Here is a 21,832-nt window from a genome sequence, read left to right as displayed (position 1 = left end):
CCTTAGTCCTTGGCGCGAAAAGCGTCCGGCACCACGAACACTTCGTCGGCGCGGCCATAGCCGCCATCGGCGACTTCCTCCACAAGCACCATCGTGTAGGGCCGCACGCCCTCGCCGAAAAAGTCGACGAACATGGCGGTCGTGCGATGGATGAGGTCTTCTTTCTGTGCCTTGGAGAGCGCCGCCTGCGGCATCTTGATATTGGCGAATGGCATGGTCTTTTCCTTGTCTTCTCAATCGTTTGGGCTAGGTTTCGAATGGAACGGGAGGCAGACCGCCACAGCAGCAGCGGCCAGCCTCCTTCAGATCACGCCGCCATTGGCGCGGATGATTTGCCCGTTGACCCAGGCACTGTCCGGCCCGGCCAGGAACGAGACCACGCCGGCAATGTCGTCGGGCTGGCCGAGCCTGCCGAGCGGGATCATCTTGGCCGTGGCCTCGATCTGCGCCGCGCTCTTGCCATCGGTGAACAGCGCCGTCTCGACCGGTCCGGGCGCCACCGCGTTGACGGTGATGCCGCGCGCGCCAAGCTCCTTGGCCAGAATGTGCGTCATCGCCTCGACCGCCGCCTTGGTGGCGGCATAGACGCCGTAACCCGGCTGGTAGAGGCCGACCACGCTGCTCGAAAAATTGACGATGCGGCCGCCATCGCGAATGCGTTTTGCGCCTTCGCGCATGCCACGGAACACGCCGCCGAGATTGATCGCGACCTGGGTGTCGAAGAAGGCATCATCGGCCTGTGCGATCGGCGAAAGCTTCATGATGCCGGCATTGTTGACCAGTATATCGATGCCTCCGAACGCCTTCTCGCCGGCGTCGAAGAGGCTGGCGATACCGGCCGGAACCGCGATATCGGCTTGCACGGCGATCGCCTTGCCGCCATCGGCTTCGATGGCGCGCACCAGCGCCTCGGCCTCGGCCTGTCCCCGCGCGTAATTGACGACGACGGCGATGCCGTCGCGGGCCAGCCGCCGCGCGATCGCCGCGCCGATGCCCTTGGAGGCGCCGGTCACGATCGCCGCTTTAGTTTGGCCCGTGCTCGTTTGGCCTGAAGTCATGGAAGTCTCTCCTTCTTGTTGGTGAGACGGATATAGGCCGAACCAACTTCCGGATAATCAGCCTTGTCTTGACATCACTATTCGGAAACTGCGAACAAAGACCATGGATCGCCTGGACACGATGCGGCTCTTCGTTCGCGTGCTGGAGCGGCGCAGCTTCACCGCTGCCGCCGCCGATCTCGGCCTGCCGCGCTCGACCGCGACGGAAGCGGTCCGGCGGCTGGAAGAACATCTCGGCGCAAGGCTGCTCGAGCGCACCACGCGCCAGGTGAACGCCACGCAGGATGGCGCGGCCTATTACCGGCGCTGCCTGTCCATCCTGGCCGAGATCGAGGATGCCGAAGCCGCCTTCCGCAATGCCGAACCGTTCGGCCTGCTGCGCATCGACGCCAGCACGCTGCTCACACGCACCTTCCTGTTGCCGCGCCTGCCGGAATTCCTCGCCCGCTATGCCAGGATCGACCTGCAGATCGGCCAGAGCGACCGGCTGGTCGACTTGGTGCGCGAGGGTGTCGACTGCGTCATCCGCGTCGGCGAGCCGCCGGACAGCGGCATGATCATGCGCCGCCTTGGCATGATCCGCGAGATGACCTGCGCCAGCCCCGCCTATCTCTCCCGCCACGGCACGCCCGCCTCCCCCGATGCGCTGGACGGCCACCAGGCGATCGGTTTCGTCTCCTCCCGCACCGGCGAAGTGCTGCCCTTCGAATTCACCGTCGGCGGCAAGACGCGCGAGGTCAGGCTGCCCGGCCGCGTCGCCGCCAACAATTCCGACACCGCCGCCGACCTCGCCCGGCTTGGCCTCGGCCTCATCCAGGCGCCGCGCTATCGCTTCGAGAAGGATTTGGCAGAGGGAACACTGGTCGAGGTGCTGGCCGAGTATCCGCCCTCGCCGACACCGCTGTCGGCGCTCTATCCGCAGAACCGGCAGCTTTCGCCGCGCCTGCGCGTCTTTCTCGACTGGGCGGCACGCATTTTCGCCGAGGCGAACTTGTAAGAGCAATTCCGGGAAAAGTGTGTAGCGGTTTTCCGTCCGGAACGCGTCAGCACAAAGGAACAGGCACTCGCCGTTGCCCATCGGCGCCATCTGATGTCAATGTCGCCGCGACAGCGCGCCATGGGGAGATGGCGCACCGCCAGGGAGGATTTCCATGACCAAGCAGCAAGCCGGCTTGCCGCGCTATGACGATGCCGTTGCAAGCTTTCGTATTGAGGATGAGATCGCGAGACTGCAGGGCGACCCCGCGACCGCCATCAACGCCTATGTCGAATGCTGCGGCCGGAACACCGGCGGAAACCGCCTGGCGCTGCGCGCCATCTCTGCCGGCGGCGAACTCAGCGAATTCAGCTTCGAGGATCTCGCCGACATGTCCGGCCGCGTCGGTACTCTGCTGAAGGAATTGGGCGTCGGCCCGGGCGATGTCGTGGCCGGCATGCTGCCGCGCATCCCCGAACTGGTGGCGCTGATCCTCGGCGCCTGGCGCATCGGCGCGGTCTACCAGCCGCTGTTCACTGCCTTCGGCCCGAAGGCGATCGAACACCGGCTCGGCTACAGCGGCGCCAGGCTGGTGGTGACCAATCCGGCCAATCGCGGCAAGCTCGACGAGGTCGCGAACCCTCCGCAAATCGCCACCATCCTCGGTGCTGGCGACGCCCTGTCCCCGGGCGACATCGATTTCCGTGCTGCGCTTGCCGCCGCCTCACCCAACTGCGACCCGGTGATGCGCAAGGGCGAAGACCTGTTCATGATGATGTCGACCTCGGGCACCACCGGCCTGCCGAAGGGCGTGCCGGTGCCGCTCAACGCGCTGCTCGCCTTCGGCGCCTATATGCGCGACGCGATCGGCCTGCGCCCAGACGACATCTTCTGGAACATCGCCGATCCGGGCTGGGCCTATGGCCTCTACTACGCCATCACGGGACCCCTGCTGCTCGGCATCGCCACGACCTTCAACGAGGGCGCCTTCACCGCCAAAAACACCTATGATGTCATCGAGCGGCTTGGCGTCACCAGCCTTGCCGGCTCGCCCACCGCCTTCCGCCTGCTGCTCGCCGAAGGTCCCGACGCCGCCGCGCGTGCAAAAGGCCGGCTGCGTGTGGTGAGCAGCGCTGGCGAGCCGCTCAACCCGGAAGTGATCCGCTGGTTCGACGCCCATCTCGCCGCGCCCATCCACGACCATTACGGCCAGACCGAGAACGGCATGATGGTCAACAACCATCACGGCCTGGCGCACCCTGTCCGCGCCGGCTCGGCGGGCTTTGCCATGCCGGGCTATCGCATGGTGGTGCTGGACGAGGCCGGCAACGAGCTCGGCCCCAACCAGCCCGGCATCCTCGCCGTCGACATCGCCAACTCGCCGTTGCGCTGGTTCGACGGCTACCACCAGGCCGAAACGCCGGCCATATCGGGCGGCTACTACCGCACCGGCGACACGGTGGAATACGAGCCGGACGGCTCGGTCTCCTTCATCGGCCGCGCCGACGACGTCATCACCTCGTCAGGCTACCGCATCGGCCCCTTCGACGTCGAAAGCGCGCTGATCGAACATCCCGCCGTCAACGAGGCGGCGGTGGTCGGCGTACCCGACCCGCAGCGCACCGAGATCGTCAAGGCCTTCGTCATCCTGGCGCCCGCCTACGAGGGCAGCCCGGAACTCGCCGAAGAATTGGCGCAGCATGTCCGCAAACGCCTCTCGGCCCATGCCTATCCGCGCGAGATCGACTTCGTCGGGGAATTGCCGAAGACCCCTAGCGGCAAGATCCAACGGTTCTTGTTGCGCAAGGCTGAGGTGGAGAAAAGGAACGGGTGAAGGGCGGCGGGAAGATTGGAGTCGGTCCTGCGCCAATTGCTGAGACCTGCGCATTGGAGGCAAAGTTGAGTGCGGGCGATAGGCGCCACCGGTAAGGGCACGTCATGACGGAGCATCGAATCTATTCCACAAGCTTTGCCAGCGTCTATCCGCACTATGTCGCCAAGGCGCAAAGGAAAGGACGCACCAGAGCCGAGGTCGATGAGATCATCTGCTGGCTGACGGGCTACACCGAAAAGGAACTCGACGCCGAACTGGAGAAGAAAACCAGCTTCGAGGATTTCTTTGGTCAGGCCTCCCGACTGAATCCTTTGCGGAATTTGATTACAGGGGTGGTCTGCGGCGTCCGCGTGGAACATATTGAGGATCCACTGATGAAGGAAATTCGCTACCTCGATAAGCTGATCGACGAGCTTGCGAAGGGGAAAGCGATGGAGAAGATACTCCGGAAATGAGGCGAGAGGCTCGAGCGCGCGATATCATCGACCGGGCGCACGGGCGCCAACGCTAATCACGCCTCCTCACACCGCGATCTGCAGGGTCCCGTGGCGCTTCACCTCAGCCTCTATCTCCCGCACCAGCGTCTCCAGCGCGGGATTGCGGACGTTGCGGGCGCGGCGAATGACGTAGGCGAGGTCCGGAGGCTTGGGGAACGACTTGTCGACGATCTCCATGCCGGGCCGCAGATGCCGCTGGCTGAGCAGCGCGACGCCGAGGCCGGAGGTCACGCCGGCGATGATGCCGGCCGCGCTCGAACATTCGAACACGATCTCGAACACCGTTCCCTCGTCCTGGCCGAGATCGAGGCCCCAACGGCGATAGAAGCAGTTCTCGTCGAAGGACAGGAACGGCACCGGGTCGCCTTTCCCAAGGGTCAGCTCGGGCGACTTCACCCAATGCAGGGTCTCGCGGAACAGCAGGACATCGGTGGGGCGGACGTCGTGCTGGAACACCTGGATGATGGCCGCGTCGAGCGCGCCCTCGCCCAACAGCTTCTGCAAGGCCAGGCTCATGCGCACCTGCGTGCGCACGCTCACCTCAGGGTACAGCCGGCGAAACCGGCCAAGGATGCGCGAAAGGTCCGTGCAGGTCGTATCCTCGGTCATCCCCAAAGCGATCTTGCCTTGCAGCGTGCTCTTCGACAGGCTCAGGATCGCCTCGTCATGGATGCCCAGGATCCGCCTGGCATAGCCCAGCAGATCCTGCCCTGAACTGGTGAACATCGGCGCATTCGCCTTGCGGCTGAGGATTTCGCAGTCGAGACTTGCTTCCAGCCGCCTGATCTTGTGGCTGACGGCCGATTGCGACAGGCCGAGCATCTCGGCAGCCCGGGTAACACCGCCATGTTTCTCGATCGCCACCATCGCCCGCAAGGCATCGACATCCAGGCGGCGGCTCATCACTCCAGCCATGACAATCCTCGTTTGAAACGAAAGCAGCGCTCCAGGGTCTCGGCAGAGAACGGGCTTTGAGGCAATCAGATATGCCACATCTCGCGCCTATTTCATGAATACATCGAAATTTGTCATGTGCAAAGGCGCCTGCGCGCCGCCATAAATCCCGCATCCGAGATCGGCCGTAATCCGCTGGCGAACCCGCTTCGACGAAGAGACCGCATGACGCTCCCGAAACCTCCGTCCCGTCGCCTGGCCTGGCCGCTTCTCGCGGCAGCCCTGGTCGTAAGCTGGAGCTCGGGCTTTGTCGGCATCCGTTACGCCAGCGAGAGCGCCGACGTCATGCTGGTGCTGTTCTGGCGAACCCTGATGTCAGGGCTGGTCCTCCTGCCCTTCGCGCTCATGGTCGGGCCGCGCATCGGCGTCCGGGCGCTGCTCCAGCAGATGGCGTTCGGCGTGGCGATGATGTTCCTCTATCTCGGCGGCTTCGCGCTTGCCATCGGCCAGCGCGTGCCGACCGGCCTTGTCGCGCTGATCTCGGACCTCGTCCCCCTCGCCATCGCGGCACTGTCGCAGCCCGTTCTCGGCCACCGGCTGACATCGAGGCAGTGGACCGGAACGGCTCTCGGCGTGCTCGGCGTGCTGGTCGTCTCGCTGAACAGCCTCAGTCTCGGCACCGCGCCGGCCTGGGCGTACGTGGTCACGATCGCTTCCATGATGGTCTTCGCTCTGGCGACCGTGCTGCAGAAGCGGATGGGGACGATCAACATGCCCATCCACCAGAGCCTGTGCATCCAATGCCTGACGGCGGCGCTGTTTTTTGCCGCTTGCGCCGAATGGAAAGGCGGGCTGATGCCGCCCCTTGATGGCCGGTTCGAGTTCGGCATCGCCTGGCTGGTGCTGTTTTCGACCTTCTTCTGCTACGGCGTCTATTATGCGAGCCTGCGCCTCCACAGCGCCGCGCAGGTCAGCAGCATGATCTATCTCAGCCCGCCGGTGACGATGCTCTGGGCCTGGCTGCTCTTCGGCGAGCCCCTTTCTGCGGCGATGGTCCTTGGCCTCGCGGTGACGCTGGTCGGCATCTGGCTGACATCGTCGCGCGGCACCGCACCGAAGGGCGAGGCAGGTTTGCGCCCAGCCGGGCAGCCAGCCGATTGATCACGATCCACGCAAACGCCAGCCAATTATCCAACTCAAGGGAGTGAACCATGAAGCTGACTGATTTCAAGGCCTTGACCTTCGACTGCTACGGTACGCTGATCGATTGGGAATCCGGCATGATCGACGCCCTGAAGCCGCTGACCGGGCGGGTTGGCCGCGGCCTCGGCCGCGACGAGATCCTGCAGGCGCATGCCAGGCACGAATCCAGCCAGCAGGACTGGACGCCGCAAAAGCGCTACTGCGACCTTCTGGCTGTCGTCTACAAGCGGCTCGCCGAGGAATGGGGCGTCGTGACCACGCCGGAGGAATGCATCGCCTATGGCCAAAGCGTGAAGGACTGGCCGGCCTTTGCCGATACCGCCGCCGCCCTGCAATACCTCAAGCAGCACTACAAGCTCGTCATCCTCTCCAACGTCGACAATACGAGCTTCTCCTTCAGCAACAGGAAGCTCGGCGTCGATTTCGATGCGATCTACACGGCGGAGGACATCGGCTCCTACAAGCCGTCGCCCCGGAATTTCGACTATATGCTGGAAAAACTGGCGACGCTCGGGATCGGCGACAAGCAAGTCCTGCACACGGCCGAAAGCCTGTTTCATGACCATGCCGTGACCAACCGCCTGGGCCTTAAATCGTGCTGGATCCACCGCCGGCATGCCGATCAGGGTTTCGGCGCCACGATGCATCCCGGCGAGATGCCGAAGGTGGACTTCCGCTTCGACAGCATGGCCGACCTCGCCAAGGCGCATCAGGAAGAATTGGGCGGCTGATAGAAGGCCATCCCTTGAGCTGAAACCAGAACTCGCCTGAGCGCCATCAACTCTTTTTACGGGCGGCGCCGCGCTTTTCGGCGGAAGTGCCGGAACCCCACAGGGCGCGGCCGAGCAAGCCCCTGCGTTTGCGCGGGGCGAGGTCGATATCGCTGACCAGCTTGGCGCCACCCTTGCGCCGCTCGAGCGTGATCTTGCGGCTGTGGAAGGCCTCCAGCTCGGCGCGGTGCGCCACGCTCAAGATGGTCACATTAGGCAATTCGTGGATGATGGTCTCCATCATCCTGTCCTGGCTCTTCTCGTCGAGTGCCGCCGTCGCCTCGTCCAGCACGATGATATCGGGCGCGTGCAGGAGCAGCCGCGCGAAGGCCAGGCGCTGCTTCTCGCCGCCCGACAGGGTCTGGTCCCACGGCGCGTCTTCCTCGATCCGGTCGCCAAGATGACCGAGCCCAACCTTGTCGAGGGCAGCCCTGATCTGCGGGATCGTCCAATCCCCGGCGGCGCCTGGATAGGCAGCGGCCCGGCGCAGCGTGCCCGAGGGGATGTAGGGGCGCTGCGGCAGCATGAACATGCGCTTGCCCGGGTGGAAATCGACGCTGCCGCCGCCCCACGGCCACAAGCCCGCTATCGCCCGCACCAGCGTGCTCTTGCCCGAACCGGATTCGCCGGCCACCAGCAGCCGCTCGCCCGGCTGGATCACCACCTCGGTTTCCTTGACCACGGCGGTGCCGTCATCGAGCGACACGGACAGATTGTTGAGGTTGAGCATCGTGTCGTCCTTGGTCTCGCCGCGATTGATGCGTCCGAGCGCGTCGCTCTCTTCCGCGCGCTCGAGCCCATCCAGCGACATCATCAGCGAGGCGATGCGCCGTGCCGAGGCGTTCCAGTCGGCCAGGCGCGGGTAATTGTCGACCAGCCATCCGAACGCGCCCTGCACGATGGCAAAGGCGGATGCCGCCTGCATGACCTGCCCAAGCGACATCGAGCCGTCGAGGAATTTTGGCGCGCACAAAAGCACCGGCACCACCGGCGCGAACAGGCTCGATCCCTGCGAGACCAGCGCCGTGCGCATGTGCTGGCCAGCAAGCATCGCCCACTTCCCCAGCACGCCGGCGAAGGTCCTGTCGATGCCGCTGCGCTCCTCCTCCTCGCCGCCGAGCAGGGCGATGCTCTCGCCGTTTTCGCGCACGCGCATCAGCGTGTAGCGAAATTCCGCTTCCGCCTGGTTCTTCTGCTCGGAAAGTTCGACGAAATGCCGGCCGATGACCACCATCGAGGTGGAGGTGATGCCGGCATAGATGACCGCGGTGATGACGAGAAAGCCCGGAATGGTGACGGTCGAGGAGCCGATCGGCAGCGTCAGCGCGCCGCCGATGGTCCACAAGACGACGATGAAGGTCGAGGCCGCCAGGAACGCGTTGAGCACGCCGGAGACGAAATCAACAGGCGATTCGGTGGCGATCCGCAAATCGTCGGCGATGCGGGCTTCCGGGTTCTGGTGATCGCCGCTGACGAGATTGAGCTGGTAGTAGCGGCCGTTGGTGAGCCAGCGGCCGATGATGGATGTAGTGAGCCAGGAGCGCCAGCGGCGCTGGATCGTCATGCGCAGATAGACCTGCGCAACGACAAGGCTGACGCTTCCAAGCACCAGCGGCACGAACACGGCGCTCAGGAAATAGACGGTCGGCGCATTGCGCTGCTCGATGGCGTCGAAGATCGAGCGGTTCCAGACATTGATCCCGTACTGGAAGCCGACATTGACGCAGATCAGGATCAGGAGCGCGATCGTGCATGGCCAGGCGAGCTTGTCGCCCCGCCGGCTCCAATAGCCGCGCGCGCTGATCCAGAAGCGCTTCAGCAGGTATTTCTTGCGCGCCTGTTCGGCCTGTTCGGGGCTCAGCTGCGGATCAGGTTCCACCGCCGCAGGCGGCGGCGCCGCCTCGCCGACGACCTCGGATGCGGCCTCGACATCGGGTACCTTCTCCCGGCGGGGCTTCCTGGCACCGTTTGGCTTGGCGCCGCCGGCCGGCCTCTGTTTGGGTTTGATGTCTGCCACAACGGCCATAACGGCCTGGGTATCGGAAGGTTTCATCATGAGGGCTTGCGACCTTGCCAGGGCTGTCCTGGTGCCCCGATATCCGCCACGTCTCGCCATGAGTTCACCGCCGCACAATCGCCACCAAGCCACGCGAAGAGCTTGTAAAACGGAGGTTTTCACGATGCGTCTGGTCTGGACTTTGGTGTTCGCGCTGGCGAGCGGTGCGGCGTATGCGGCTTCGCCGGAGGACGACTACATCGCCGCGCGCGACAAGGCGATCGCGGCCATCGCCGCGATGGAAAGCGCGAACGCTCCCGTGGAAACGCTCGACGCCGCCAATGAGAAGGCCCGCGCCGATCTCGAACAGCGCCTTTCGACGCTTCTTGGACCTTTCACGGTCAAGGGTTTTCCGGCGGCCGGCAGGATCAATATCGAAAGCCTCAGTTCCTCCGATGTCGGCTTCGGCATGCTGGACGGGCTGCGTCACGGCACCGAGGACGGCCCCAGCATCGTCGCGTCGACACGCGGGCTGGTCGAGCGCTGGCTGCAATCGCGTGCGGCGGAGACGGACGCCGATCTCAAACTGCCCACCAGCTTCGACGCGGCGCTGAAGCTCGATGCGTTCTACACCCAGGCCATCGGCAGCGACGCCGCTTTCACAGGCACGCTCGACTTCACCCTGAAGACGCCCGACGGCGCCGACATGGCGATCGCCCGCCTTGGCGGCTGGGCACAGGATGTCGGACCTAACTACGACCAGGAAATCGTCGTCACGCTAGTCAAGGGCAACAGTGTCATGATCGCCGAGGCGCCCGCGACACCGCCCGTCCCAAGGATCGCGGCCTGCGAGGCGGTCTGGACCGCGGCCGACGCCGCCGCCCAGAAACTGGTCAAGCAGGCCACCGACGACAGCGACGAAAATACATCCGATGCCGCCGACGCCGCCTGGGCAAAAGGCGACAGCGACTTCCGCGCCTGCATGGGCAAGAACCTGCGCGACAACCCGGCCTTCCCCGCGCTGCTTGCCCAGGCGCAGACGCTTGCTGACCAGATGGCTGGGAAGTAGGGCGCGCAAGGCGGACGCGGCGCCGACGCTGCCAATCTCCCCCTCGGGGGGAAAGATTGGCTGTTTCGTCGTCAGCACCGTTTCCACCCCTTGCGGCCTCCGCACCCCATCACGATATTGCCGGCGCGCTGGTCTTGCTGACGGCAGTTGCCAGCACCGTTGAAAATTGATGAAAGGAAGTCCCGATCGCGCATGGCGCGACGGGCGGATGAAAGCGTGGGAAACCCGGAATGACGACAGACACGAAAGCGACGGAAACCAAGGCATTCGAGGCGGATGTTTCGCGGCTGCTGCACATGATGGTGCATTCGGTCTATTCTGATAAGGACGTCTTCCTGCGCGAACTGATTTCCAACGCCGCCGACGCCTGCGAGAAGCTGCGCTTCGAGGCCGTCAGTCGCCCCGAATTGCTGGCCGACGATCCGAAGCCCCGCATCTCGATTGCAGCCGATCCCGACGGCAAGCTGATCACCGTCGAGGACAACGGCATCGGCATGAGCCGCGACGACATGACGGAGGCGCTGGGCACGATCGCGCGCTCGGGCACGCGCGCTTTCATCGAGCGCGTCGGCGCCGGCAATTCGAGCGAGGACACGCAGCTGATCGGCCAGTTCGGCGTCGGCTTCTACTCCGCCTTCATGGTCGCGACCCGCGTCGACGTCATCAGCCGCCTGGCGGGAAGCGAAGAAGCCTGGCGCTGGTCGTCCGACGGCAAGGGTTCCTACGAGATCGCGCCCGCCCCGCTCGAAGCCGCCCCCAAGCGCGGCACCCGCGTCGTGCTGCATCTGATGGACGACGCCGTGTCCTACACCGGATCCTATCGGCTCGAGCAACTGGCCAAGTCGCAGTCGGGCCATGTGCCGGTGCCGATCACGCTCATCGAGAGGCCCGGTGCCGAGGCGCGCGACATTGCCGATGGCACGGCCCTTTGGGTCAGGCCGAAGAGCGAGATCAAGCCCGAGGAATACACCGACTTTTACCGCGGCGTCTCCGGCCAGTATGACGAGCCGGCCGCCACCATCCATTTCCGCGCCGAGGGCCGGCAGGAATATAGCGTGCTGGCCTTCGTGCCCGGCTCGCGTCCCTTCGATCTCTTCGACCAGGACCGCAAGGGCCGCATGAAGCTCTATGTGCGCCGCGTCTTCATCACCGACGATGCCGATCTGTTGCCGCGCTACCTGCGCTTCATGCGCGGGCTGGTCGATTCCGCCGACCTGCCGCTCAACGTCTCGCGCGAGATGATCCAGGAAAGCCCGCTGCTGGCCGCGATCCGCAAGGGCCTGACCAACCGCGTGCTTGGCGATCTCGCCAAGCTGGCGGAGAACGAGACCGAGGCCTATGCGAAAATCTGGGAAAACTTCGGCGTCGTCCTCAAGGAAGGACTCTACGAGGACCATGAGCGGCGCGAGCAGCTCTTGAAGCTCGCCCGCTTCCGCTCAACCGCCTCCGGCGAAGGCTGGCGCGGCCTTGCCGACTACGTCTCGGCGATGAAGGAAGGCCAGAAGGCGATCTTCTTCATGGCCGGCGACGACCGTGCACGGCTCGAAGCCTCGCCGCAGCTCGAAGGCTTCAAGGCACGCGGCATCGAGGTGCTGCTGCTCACCGACCCGGTCGACAGTTTCTGGACGTCGATGGCGCCCGAATTCGACGGCAAGCCGTTCAAGTCGGTGACGCAGGGCGTGGCCGAACTGTCCGAGATCCCGCTGCTCGACGAGGCGAACAAGCCGGATGCGGCGGCGGCGCCCGAGGTCGATGGCTTCCTGGCCTTCGTCAAGGCGGCGCTTGGCGATGCCGTGTCGGACGTGAAGGCCTCCGACCGCCTCACCGAAAGCGCGGTCTGCCTGGTCGCGCCCGAACACGGTCCCGACCGGCAGTTCGAGCGGCTGCTCAACGCCGCCGGCCGCCTCGACAAGACAGCCAAACCGATCCTCGAGATCAACCCCCGCCACCAGCGCGTCCTGGCGCTCGCCAGCCTCGGCGAAGACGAGCAGGCCTTCAAGGAGGATGCCGCCCACCTTCTCTACGACGAGGCTCGCGTCCTCGACGGCGACAAGCCGGCCGACGCAAGGGCGTTTTCGGAGCGCCTCGCCCGGCTGATCGCGCGCGGTATTTCGAAGGGCTGAGGAGACGCCGGCCAGCCGTTCCCGACGTGTGGTCGAACGGGGTTGCGTGGCGACCCCGTCTCCCGACAAATTTCGGCATCTCTCGCACCCGGCAACGCGCTGAAGTCCGCTGGCTCAATCGCCGACTGTGGACATCGCGCCTGCAATCCCTCAATCTTGGCCCGGGAACAAAACAGGCGCTTCAAAGAGAGCGCACCGGGTGCTCATGAAACGACGATGGACATTGTATGATCCACGGCTGGCCTGGATGCTGGTCGCGCCGGTGCTCTTGCTGCTGATCTTTTTCCTGGTGCTGCCGATCGCCGTGATGGCCGGCTATACCTTCTTCACCTTTGTCACCGCCGGCGTGGAAACGAGCGCGCTCACGACCGCGAACTGGCACGAATTCCTCACCGACAGCTACTATCACGGCTTCCTCCTGAAGACCTTGAGAGTCGGAGCCATGACGGCGCTGCTGTGCGGCGTGCTCGGCTACTTCCCTGCCTATTTCATCTGGGCCACGACCTTCAAGCACAAATGGCTGCTGCTGCTTTTGCTGATCGTGCCGTTCTGGATCAGCTTCACCATCCGCACCTTTTCCTGGATCAACATCCTGGGGGAACAGGGCGTCATCAACGTCGCGCTGCTCAAAATGGGCATCATCCATGAGCCGCTGCAGATGCTCTACAACGAAGGCGCGGTCATCCTGGGCATGCTGCACTTCCTGCTGCCCTACACGATCCTCAATGTCTATGTCAGCCTGGAGAGCATTGATCGGACGTTGATTTCGGCGGCCCGCTCGATGGGCTGCACGAGCGCGCAGGCGTTCCGGGAGGTCACGCTACCGCTGTCGCTGCCCGGCCTGGCTGCGGGCCTGCTGCTCTGCTTCGTGCTGGCCGCCGGCAGCTATGTGACGCCGCAGCTTCTCGGCTCGGGCCGCGACGCTCTGTTCGGCAACCTGATCTACGACACCATCATGGGCGAATTGAACTGGCCGATGGGAGCCACGCTTTCGATCGTGCTGTTCATCGTGCTCGGCTTCTTCGCCGCCGTCTACACGCGCTACATGGGCATGTCGCAGATCGTCAAAGGGCTTGGCGGATGACGGGGCTTGCAGGATGAGGGGAACACGGCGCAGGCAGGAAGGCAGATGGGCCTGGCGGCTGACCGGCTTCGTCACGGTCTGCGTCTACGTCTTCATGTTCGCGCCGATCGTGGCGACAGTGGTCCTGTCGTTCAACGCCTCGATGTTCGGCGGATTCCCGATGACCGGCTTCAGCCTGCAATGGTACGGCAAGCTGATGGCCAACGAGGCGGTGCTGGCTGCCTTTCGAACATCCTTGTGGATCGCATTGGTCACCGCCATCGTCACCACCGCCATCGGCGTCACCACGGCGTTTGCCTTGGTCCGCTTCGAATTTCGCGGCAAGCAGGCGCTGAGCACCCTGGTGATCCTGCCGGCATTGGTGCCGGAAACCATCCTCGGCGTCGGCCTGCTGGTGCTGATCAAGGCCGTCGACCAGCCGAGGACCATGCTGCTCCTGGTGCTTGGCCATATCCTGCTCGCCGTGCCCTATGTGGTGCTGATCGCCCAGGCGCGCATGATCGGCATCCGGCGCGTCTACGAGGAGGCCGCACTGTCGCTTGGCGCCTCTCGCTTCTCGTCCTTCCGCGAGATCACGCTGCCGCTGCTCATCCCGGCCGTTGTCGGCGGCGCCCTGCTCGCCTTCACCATTTCGTTCGACAACACCTCGGCCAGCCTGTTCTGGCGGCCGGCCGGCGTCGAGACCATGCCGACCCAGATCCTTTCCATGCTCAAGATTTCGATCAGCCCGGAGATCAACGCGCTCGGCACCGTGATGATCCTGGTGACCGTCGGCATCCCGCTGATCGGTGGCCTGATCCTGCAAAGCCTGACAAAACTGAGAAGACGTGGCGAACCAAAGGAGGAAATACAATGAAACTCACCACCACCAAGCGGCTGGAACGGCTGCACGATCGATACGCCAATGGCGACCTGAGCCGCCGCACGTTCCTGACGCTGACCGCAGCAGCGGCAGCATCGGCGGGCCTTTCGATGCCCTGGATGGGCCGGGCGCTCGCCGCGGTCCAGGAGGTTCGCTTCGACGGCTGGGGCGGCACGGTGCAGGACGCGATCGACAAGTTCGCCTTCCAGCCCTACACGACCAAGACCAAGATCAAGGTGGTCCAGGGCACGTTCGGCGACGAGGACGAGATCATCACCAAGATCAAGACCGCCAAGCCCGGCGACTACCAGGTCATCCATTCCTCCGGCGTGAACTACTACATCAAATACGTGAACGCCGGCCTGACCTCGGAAATCAACGAGGCCAACATTCCCAACATGGCGAACGTGCTGCAGCCGATGATCGAGCCGTTCCGCAAGCTGACGCCAAAGCTATCGGCCGTGCCCTACGACTACGGCACCACCGGCATCGCCTACAACACCAAGGTGATCTCGCCGGAGGAAGCCAAGGAAAAGGGCGCCGGGCTCCTGCTCGACAAGAAATATGCCGGCAAGGTCGGCGGCTATTCCGACATGACGACGCGCGTCTGGTATGCGGCGCTCGCCACCGGGCAGGACCCCAACAACCTCAAGGACATGGACGCCATCTGGGCCAAGGTGCGCGAAACGCGCGACCTCGCCAAGAAGTTCTGGAGTTCCGGCGCGGAGCTGATGGACCTGCTTTCCAAGGGTGAGATCGTGGTGACCGATGCCTGGTCGGGCCGCGTCGCCGCGCTGCAGGACCAGGGCCATCCTATCGGCTATCTCGATCCGGCCGGCTCCTACGCCTGGATGGAGGACATGCTGATCCTGAAGGGTTCGCCCATGGCCGAATGCGAGGAACTCATCAACTTCATGCTCGACCCGGCGACCTCGATCGCGGTGGCCGAAGGCCAGAGCTATCCGCCGTCGCTCGATCCTAACAAGGTCAAGCTGACCGAGAAGATCGAGAAGCTGCCGGCATTCGACAAGACGGGCACGATGAAGTCGCTGACCTTTGCCGATCCGACCTACTGGGCGACCAACGAGGACGCCTGGACCAAGCAGTGGAACAGGATCTCGAAGGGTGCCTGACAGCCAGGAAACGACACTCCATCCCCGGCCTGTTCAGGCCGGGGCAGCCGGCGCGAGCGCGGCCGCCGAGGCGAACAGCCCGGCGGTCGAGTTCCGCGACATCGACATCGCCTACGGCAAGTTCGTCGCGGTGCGCGATTTCTCGCTCTCGATCCGCAAGGGCAGCTTCGTCACCCTGCTCGGGCCCTCGGGTTGCGGCAAGACCACGATCCTGCGCTCCATCGCCGGCCTGGTCGATATTTCGGGCGGCCAAATCATGATCGACGGGCGGCGCGTCGACGACGTCCCGATCTACAAGCGCAACATCGGGCTGGTCTTCCAGAGCTACGCGCTCTTCCCGCACAAGAACGTATTCGACAACGTCGCCTTCGGCCTGAAGTACCGCAACGTGCCGAAGCCCGAGATCGTGCGCAAGGTCGGCAAGGCGCTCGAAATGGTGCGGCTGCCGGGCAGCGAGAAGAAGCTGCCGTCGCAACTGTCAGGCGGGCAGCAGCAGCGCATCGCGCTCGCCCGCGCCATCGTCTTCGAGCCGCAGGTGCTGCTGCTGGATGAGCCGTTGTCGGCGCTGGACGCCAACATGCGCGAGGAGATGCGCGTCGAGATCAAGAAGATCCAGAAGGAAACCGGCATCACCGCCATTTTCGTCACGCACGACCAGGAAGAAGCCCTTTCCATGTCGGATCGCATCGTGGTGATGAACGCGGGCGCGGTGGAGCAGATCGGCACTCCGGAGGAGGTCTACGAGGCGCCGGCGACAGCCTTCGTCGCCGACTTCCTCGGCAAGGCCAACATGCTTGCCGGGACCGTGAGCCGGTCCGGCCAAGGAACGGTAACGGTGGTGCTTGGCACCAGCCAGACGGTCAGCGTGGCTTGTCCAAGGCCGCTTGCCGACGGCAGCAAGGTCACCGTCGTGGTGCGGCCGCAGAAATTTTCGGTCGGTGCTGGAACGAGCGCCAATCGGCTGTCCGGCCGCGTGATCTCGGCCTCCTATCTGGGCGGCAGCGCGATCTACGAGATCGACATCGGCGGCAAGACCAGCCTCCGCGCCAATACACCGATCACTGGCCGCGTGCTTCGCGAAGGCGAGACGATCGAGTTGGGTTTTGCCCCGGACGGCTGCGTGCTGCTGGACGGGGCCGGGAAGCGGATTTCCTGAAGGTCGCGGGCGCTTGGTGCGGTTCAGCCACCATTTGACGCGCCCGTGCCGTCTCGCGCAACAGCCCAGATCCCAGCCGCCTGAAGGCGTGGGGTCTGCAGATCCCCATCGGGGCTCTAAACGCTTGTTTCCGCAATTCCGGCAGCGCCGGTCTGGTTTCAACTCGCACCGGTCAGTGATCGACTTTGCGGATGTTGCGCTCCGCCGTGGGTGCAAGGCTCCCGGCTCCGGGCACTGAAGCCGGCGCGCCTTGAAGAACCCAATCCGCCGCGATCTGCCCGATCACCGGCGCCAGCTGGATGCCATAGCCGCCGGCGCCGGCGGCGGTGACCAATGCCGGTTCCGAGGCATCGATCGGTCCGACGAGCGGCCGATGATCGGCCGTGACAGGATAAAGGCCGGCCCAGCCACGGCCAAGCCGCGCGCCCGGCAGATCGGGCAGCCGTTCCAGCAGCAGTTCGGCCAGGTGGACCTTCGATTGCTCCTCGCACTGATCGTTGTAATTGTCCGGATCCTCGGGAGCGATGGACGTCACCTTGTGGATCTCGGCAATCAGCGCGCCAGGCTTGTCGTGGCGGAAATTAAGGCCGCTGCCCTCGCCGTCCACGAGGTCCATGACCATCGGCATCGTATAGTCGAGCGGCCTGTCCAGATGGATGACGACCGCCTCATGGCGCTCGGGCCAAATGTGCAGGCGCTGGCCGAAGAGCTCGGCGACCCGCGGCGCCCATGCGCCGCCTGTGTTGACCACGGCATCGCATTCGACCGGATCGCCATTGGTCTCCAGCCTGTAGCCGCCTGGCCGCCTTCCCACCCCGAGCACCTTGCGGTACTGGCGAATGTCGCCGCCCTTTTCACGGATGATCCGCGCCAGGAAATTGCACATGTCATAGGGATCGAGAAAGCCGTTGTCGGGTCCGAACAAACCGCCTTCGAGCCCGTCGGGGCTAAGGTGGGGAACAAGGTCCCTGAGTTCGTTCGCACGGATCAGGCGCGACTTCAGGCCGGCCCCGCCCTGAATCTCGACTGATTTCGCGAACAGCTCCATCTGCGCGGGCGTGCGCGCGAGCCGAAGATAACCGATGTGGTTGAATTGAAGCCCCTGCCCCTCCCACTGGCGAAACCGGCGGAACGAATGAACGCGAAGCATGATCTCGAACGGATCGGTAAATTGCGACCCGACAACGCCGACCGACCTGCCGCTCGAGCCTGAAGCGATCGACTGCGCTTCCAGCACCGTCACGCGCGCGCCCTGTTCGAGGAGGGTGAGCGCCGTGCATAGGCCCAGCGTGCCCGCACCGATCACCACGACATGGAAGGAAGCTGTCATATAGGGTCACCTGCTTTCAGGCATGATCCCCGATGTTCCAGAGCTCATGCTTCGACAAAGAGATAGGGAGGCGAATCGACCAAACGTCATCCTGATCCACGCTGCGCGGCGATCTCGCCCAAGGTGTCGTCGATCGCATGCAGAATGCTGCGCGCGTCCGCCTGTGTCATGGGCGTCGAGAGCGCGAACAGGCCGTAGCTGGCAGACAGGACGCCGCGGCCGAGCAAGCCCTTGTGGAATGTCTCGAACCTCCGGTGCTCGGCCTGGTCCGGATAGACGGATCTATAGTCCGTAACCGGATGCGAGGTAAAATGAACCTTGAACAGCGAACCGAGGCCCACGCATTGGCCGGCAAGGCCATGCCTGTCGAACGAGGCGGACACCCCTTCGCGCAGGAATGCGCCCAGTGTATCGAGATGGGCAAAGCTCTCCTTCGTCAGCGCCCGCATCGAGGCGAGCCCGGCCCGCATGGTCACCGGATTGGCGGTGAACGTGCCGCCATGGGGAAGAGCGGGCTTGCCCCTGGTCGGATCGAACACCGCCATGACATCGGCGCGCCCGCCAACGGCGCCCACGGGGAAGCCGCCGCCGATGATCTTTCCGAGCGCGGTCAGGTCGGGCTCGATGCCCCACAACCCCTGCGCGCCCGACCAGCCAAGGCGAAACGAGATGACTTCGTCGAAGACAATCAGGGCCCCGGCCGCCCAGGCGATCTCGACCATTGCGTGCAGATAGTCCCGGCGTGCCGGGATGAGGCCGGCACGATTGGGTATCGGGTCGATCAGCACGCCTGCTATGCTGTCGCCCTGGGTGGCGAAGACGGCGCGAAGCGCCTCGACATCGTTGAAGGGCACGGCAATCACATCGTCCAGCACCCCGCGCGGCGTTCCCTTTGCGTAAGGCGTCGAGCTTGGCATGTCGCCCCAATTGGACGGGGAACTGTCCAGGCTCACCTCGGCGAAATCATACGACCCATGGTAGGCGCCTTCGATCTTGACGATCTTCGGCCGCCCGGTGAAGGCGCGCGCGGCCTTGATGGCCATCATCACCCCCTCCGTGCCAGAGTTGGTGAAGCGGATCCGGTCGACGGAGGGCAGCCGGTCGACGAGAAGCTCGGCAAGCTCGATCTCGCTGAGCGTCGGGGCGCCGAAGGCCGTGCCGAACGGCAGTTGCTCGACCACGGCGGCAGCGACATCGGGATGCGTGTAGCCATGGATCATCGAGGTGAAATTGTTGATGCAGTCATAGTAGACGTTGCCGTCGACATCCCAGACCCTGCACCCCTCGCCTCGCGCGGCATAGATCGGAAACGGATCGACAAAGACGGTGGTGCGCGTATTGCCGCCCGGCATCACCTTCTTGGCGCGCTCGAAGAGGCTCTTTGATCCAGGCATGGCGTCGGGATAATGCGGCATGGCTCTCGCTGGCGAATTTGACCGTCAAGGCAGCGGCGGCACCGCCGCTCGTCGCAATGCTATGGCCAGCTTCTGCACCGACGCAATCGGCCAGGCGGAGTATGCGACACGACCAGGCCGTCACTGACCATTATCCTCCCGCCGCCACTGCCCGGTTCGGATGCCTGAGGTGGGTTGGCGTGATGCCGGTCTGCTGGCGGAACACACGGCTGAAATGGCCGGCATTGGTGAAGCCGCAGCGGTAGGCGATGTCGCCGATCTGCAAGTCGCTGCCTTCCAGCAGCGACTTCGCATGATGCACCCTGAGCGCCAGATATGCCGCCATCGGGCCGATTCCCAGTTCCAACCCGAAGAGCCGTTCGAGCTGGCGCCGCGAGCAGTTCAGGCGGCTTGCGATCTCGGCCACCGACAGCGTCTCCTGCAGGTTGCTCTCCATCAACAGCAAGGCCCGCTTCACCGCCCGGCTCGACGCCGCCGGAAACAGGTCGCCGACGGGCTGCACGTCGCGGCTGCTCCTGATCCGGTCGAGCACCAGGATCTTGGCGGCCTTCTCGGCCGCCTTCTGGCCGATGAACTGGGACACGAAATGGCCCGCGAGGTCGGCGGCACCCGTGCCGCCCGCGCATGTCGCGCGGCCCCGGTCGACGGTAAAAAGGCTGTCGGCATGGGCGTTGACCTCCGGGAACCGGCTGCGGAAATCCTTGATGTGGAACCAGCTGACGGCAGCGCTGTAGCCGTCGAGCAACCCGTAGCGCGCCAGCACGAAGCTTCCCGTGCAGAGCGCCGTCAGCGGCACGCCCTTGCCGGCGGCACGCAAAAGAAACGCCTCCTTCTCGGAACTCAGGCTGCGGTTTGTGTCGAGCAGGCCGCCGACCACGACCACGTTATCGAAATCCTCGGGGTTGCCGATCCCCCCAGTCGGCAGCAATTCGACGCCGCAACTTGCCCGGATCGGCAGGCCGCGTTCGCCGACGATCTCCCAGTCGAACTCTATCCTGCGGCTGCGGTCGCCCTCATCGCCCGCCAGCCGCAGCGTGTCGATGAACAACGATAGCGGCGACAGCGTGAAGTCGCGAACGAGGAGAAACGCAAAACGCCTGGCCATTGTTGTTCGGAACCGTCCTCGTGCCCTCTGATTGCACCCTGTTGCGCATCACTCGCCACCCCTTATATAGCCCGTGTCGGAAAAGGCAGAGTTGGTTTGGTAAGCCCAACTCCTTTCGCCAGCGAATTCCTTTCGCCGGGAAAGTTCTGGTCTTCGGCTTCGTGCACGAGATCCCCGCGACGAACATCGGACGCTGCTCAAGGGCCCGTCGCGTCCGACATGAAGGCGAGCGCAACCCTTCTCGCCGCGCGATCAGCGCCGAGATCAGGCGCGGCCTCGGAGTCGAGGACTTCGAGCAGTCGGATGAGCACGACCGTCCGCGCCGGCGGCGAGACACTTCGCGCGCGCTGGCTTATTGGCTGCGGTGGCGGCCCCAGGGCCACCGACGCTGATCCGGACCTCGAGGGAATTGCCAAGGCCGCGGCGCGGTAATTTGGCGAACCCGAATGAAGCGTGTCCATCGGGCGGCGAATCCAACTGCCCCGCCGATGAAGCCGAACACCCGCCGGGTCCCATGCTAGGGGAACTGATCGAGCCTGATTTCGGTTGTCTGTTGTGCGAACGATCGTTGCACGGCAGGCACCTGACGAGCGAAGATAAAATATGAAACCTGCAGCCAAGCGGCGCGGTTCCCTGCGGAAGGTCCTAGGTGGCATCGCAGCGGCGATTGCGACCACCCCTGACCGGAGGGCCGAGCAAGGCGCGAGCACCGCGTCAATGGTTGCCGAATGGCCGCTGCCGCCGTCGACGACGCTTGGCTCCTCCTTGCGCCTGAAAGGGATCGAACGCGAAGTACGAGCCAGGCTGCCCTGGACAGTGAGGAAATTTGCCAAGGCCGAGACCGGCCGCATCGTCTTGCGCATGCTGCAAGCCGACGCGGATGCGTTCCGGGCCGCCTCGGCAACCATCTCCAGGATGCTGGAGGGGATCGAAGCGCTGGCCGTGCTTCCGCGAGAAGCGGAGGACATTCTCACCATCTCGTCGCGCGAGCGGCACAAGTGGCTCAGGGACGGTCGCCTGAAAAGCATCGGCACGCGCACCGTGAAGATGCGCGGGCGATCCAAGGCCGTGACCTTCCATGTCTTCGATCCACGCCACATCGAGGACGTTCTTGATCGTGACCTGGCGACCGCCTGGCGGGAGGAGGACGCGCGGGAAACATCCGAAAACAGGAGGCGCGGAGCTGGCAAGGCCGCGCTGACGCGAGCAGGCAAGCGGACGGGCAACGCCCGCAAGACCAGGAATTCGGGAAAAGACGATGCGCCAAAGCTCGAGGGCTGGGACACGTTCGAGGCGGAAGGATTGCTGCGGTAGAGCAACCCCAGGA

General features: G+C 64.5%; 19 protein-coding genes. 12 read left to right on the top strand and 7 right to left on the bottom strand.

Translation table 11 applies throughout. The features are described 5' to 3' along the window. Window positions 1–2: 2 nt before the first annotated feature. Window positions 3–215: a 4-oxalocrotonate tautomerase family protein gene (locus FJ943_RS23040; RefSeq protein ID WP_015316894.1), complete on the bottom strand. Its 213-nt coding sequence runs from the start codon at window positions 213–215 to the stop codon at window positions 3–5. An 87-nt stretch (window positions 216–302) separates the two neighbouring features. After that, complete coding sequence (locus FJ943_RS23035) at window positions 303–1,058, bottom strand: SDR family oxidoreductase (RefSeq protein ID WP_140725177.1); 756 nt, start codon at window positions 1,056–1,058, stop codon at window positions 303–305. 103 nt (window positions 1,059–1,161) lie between these two features. On the opposite strand from FJ943_RS23035, the gene FJ943_RS23030 reads away from it, so the two are divergent. The 3 genes from FJ943_RS23030 to FJ943_RS23020 all read left to right on the top strand — a co-directional run bounded on the left by FJ943_RS23030 (window position 1,162) and on the right by FJ943_RS23020 (window position 4,323). Next, on the top strand, window positions 1,162–2,055 hold the full coding sequence (locus FJ943_RS23030; protein WP_140725174.1) for a LysR family transcriptional regulator: 894 nt from the start codon (window positions 1,162–1,164) through the stop codon (window positions 2,053–2,055). Window positions 2,056–2,209: 154 nt separating this feature from the next. Next, window positions 2,210–3,868 (top strand): acyl-CoA synthetase, encoded by a 1,659-nt coding sequence (locus FJ943_RS23025; RefSeq protein WP_140725171.1) that lies wholly within the window; start codon window positions 2,210–2,212, stop codon window positions 3,866–3,868. A 104-nt stretch (window positions 3,869–3,972) separates the two neighbouring features. Next, a complete protein-coding gene (locus FJ943_RS23020) occupies window positions 3,973–4,323 on the top strand; it encodes a DUF2200 domain-containing protein (protein ID WP_140725168.1) in 351 nt (116 codons plus the stop codon). A gap of 66 nt (window positions 4,324–4,389) precedes the next feature. On the opposite strand, the gene FJ943_RS23015 is transcribed toward FJ943_RS23020, so the two are convergent. Beyond that, on the bottom strand, window positions 4,390–5,280 hold the full coding sequence (locus tag FJ943_RS23015; protein WP_140725165.1) for a LysR family transcriptional regulator: 891 nt from the start codon (window positions 5,278–5,280) through the stop codon (window positions 4,390–4,392). 204 nt (window positions 5,281–5,484) lie between these two features. On the opposite strand from FJ943_RS23015, the gene FJ943_RS23010 reads away from it, so the two are divergent. After that, window positions 5,485–6,420, top strand: coding sequence for a DMT family transporter (locus FJ943_RS23010; RefSeq protein WP_015316888.1), 936 nt, complete (start codon window positions 5,485–5,487; stop codon window positions 6,418–6,420). Window positions 6,421–6,470: 50 nt separating this feature from the next. Next, window positions 6,471–7,193, top strand: coding sequence for a haloacid dehalogenase type II (locus FJ943_RS23005; RefSeq protein WP_015316887.1), 723 nt, complete (start codon window positions 6,471–6,473; stop codon window positions 7,191–7,193). A 46-nt stretch (window positions 7,194–7,239) separates the two neighbouring features. Here FJ943_RS23005 and FJ943_RS23000 read toward each other — a convergent pair whose 3' ends face one another. Continuing rightward, the gene (locus tag FJ943_RS23000) at window positions 7,240–9,249 is read right to left on the bottom strand and encodes an ABC transporter ATP-binding protein/permease (protein ID WP_140725529.1); all 2,010 of its coding nucleotides are present in this window, start codon (window positions 9,247–9,249) and stop codon (window positions 7,240–7,242) included. A 163-nt stretch (window positions 9,250–9,412) separates the two neighbouring features. Here FJ943_RS23000 and FJ943_RS22995 point away from each other — a divergent pair, with 163 nt between their 5' ends. From FJ943_RS22995 to FJ943_RS22970, 6 genes are all read left to right on the top strand, one after another. Further along, a complete protein-coding gene (locus FJ943_RS22995; RefSeq protein WP_140725162.1) occupies window positions 9,413–10,297 on the top strand; it encodes a hypothetical protein in 885 nt (294 codons plus the stop codon). Window positions 10,298–10,527: 230 nt separating this feature from the next. Further along, on the top strand, window positions 10,528–12,420 hold the full coding sequence (gene htpG / locus FJ943_RS22990) for a molecular chaperone HtpG (RefSeq protein ID WP_140725159.1): 1,893 nt from the start codon (window positions 10,528–10,530) through the stop codon (window positions 12,418–12,420). 205 nt (window positions 12,421–12,625) lie between these two features. Further along, complete coding sequence (locus FJ943_RS22985; RefSeq protein WP_140725156.1) at window positions 12,626–13,504, top strand: ABC transporter permease; 879 nt, start codon at window positions 12,626–12,628, stop codon at window positions 13,502–13,504. Window positions 13,505–13,517: 13 nt separating this feature from the next. Next, window positions 13,518–14,360 (top strand): ABC transporter permease, encoded by an 843-nt coding sequence (locus tag FJ943_RS22980; protein WP_140725153.1) that lies wholly within the window; start codon window positions 13,518–13,520, stop codon window positions 14,358–14,360. Continuing rightward, entirely contained in the window at window positions 14,357–15,499 is a 1,143-nt protein-coding gene (locus FJ943_RS22975) for an ABC transporter substrate-binding protein (protein WP_140617953.1), read from the top strand. Before FJ943_RS22980 ends, FJ943_RS22975 begins: the two co-directional genes overlap by 4 nt. Beyond that, complete coding sequence (locus FJ943_RS22970; RefSeq protein WP_140617952.1) at window positions 15,492–16,655, top strand: ABC transporter ATP-binding protein; 1,164 nt, start codon at window positions 15,492–15,494, stop codon at window positions 16,653–16,655. The genes FJ943_RS22975 and FJ943_RS22970 overlap by 8 nt, the downstream gene beginning before the upstream one ends. Before the next feature lie 172 nt (window positions 16,656–16,827). On the opposite strand, the gene FJ943_RS22965 is transcribed toward FJ943_RS22970, so the two are convergent. The 3 genes from FJ943_RS22965 to FJ943_RS22955 all read right to left on the bottom strand — a co-directional run bounded on the left by FJ943_RS22965 (window position 16,828) and on the right by FJ943_RS22955 (window position 20,505). Next, entirely contained in the window at window positions 16,828–17,985 is a 1,158-nt protein-coding gene (locus tag FJ943_RS22965; protein WP_140725150.1) for an FAD-dependent oxidoreductase, read from the bottom strand. Window positions 17,986–18,071: 86 nt separating this feature from the next. After that, entirely contained in the window at window positions 18,072–19,400 is a 1,329-nt protein-coding gene (locus FJ943_RS22960; RefSeq protein ID WP_140725147.1) for an aspartate aminotransferase family protein, read from the bottom strand. A 130-nt stretch (window positions 19,401–19,530) separates the two neighbouring features. Further along, window positions 19,531–20,505 (bottom strand): GlxA family transcriptional regulator, encoded by a 975-nt coding sequence (locus FJ943_RS22955; RefSeq protein ID WP_015316877.1) that lies wholly within the window; start codon window positions 20,503–20,505, stop codon window positions 19,531–19,533. Window positions 20,506–21,108: 603 nt separating this feature from the next. Here FJ943_RS22955 and FJ943_RS22950 point away from each other — a divergent pair. Further along, complete coding sequence (locus tag FJ943_RS22950) at window positions 21,109–21,819, top strand: hypothetical protein (RefSeq protein WP_140725145.1); 711 nt, start codon at window positions 21,109–21,111, stop codon at window positions 21,817–21,819. Window positions 21,820–21,832: the final 13 nt, after the last annotated feature.

It is taken from the genome of Mesorhizobium sp. B2-3-10 (assembly GCF_006442275.1).
Taxonomy (GTDB): domain Bacteria; phylum Pseudomonadota; class Alphaproteobacteria; order Rhizobiales; family Rhizobiaceae; genus Mesorhizobium; species Mesorhizobium australicum.
Note: the sequence above shows the minus strand (reverse complement) of the source record. Positions and strands in the feature narration are given on the sequence as shown.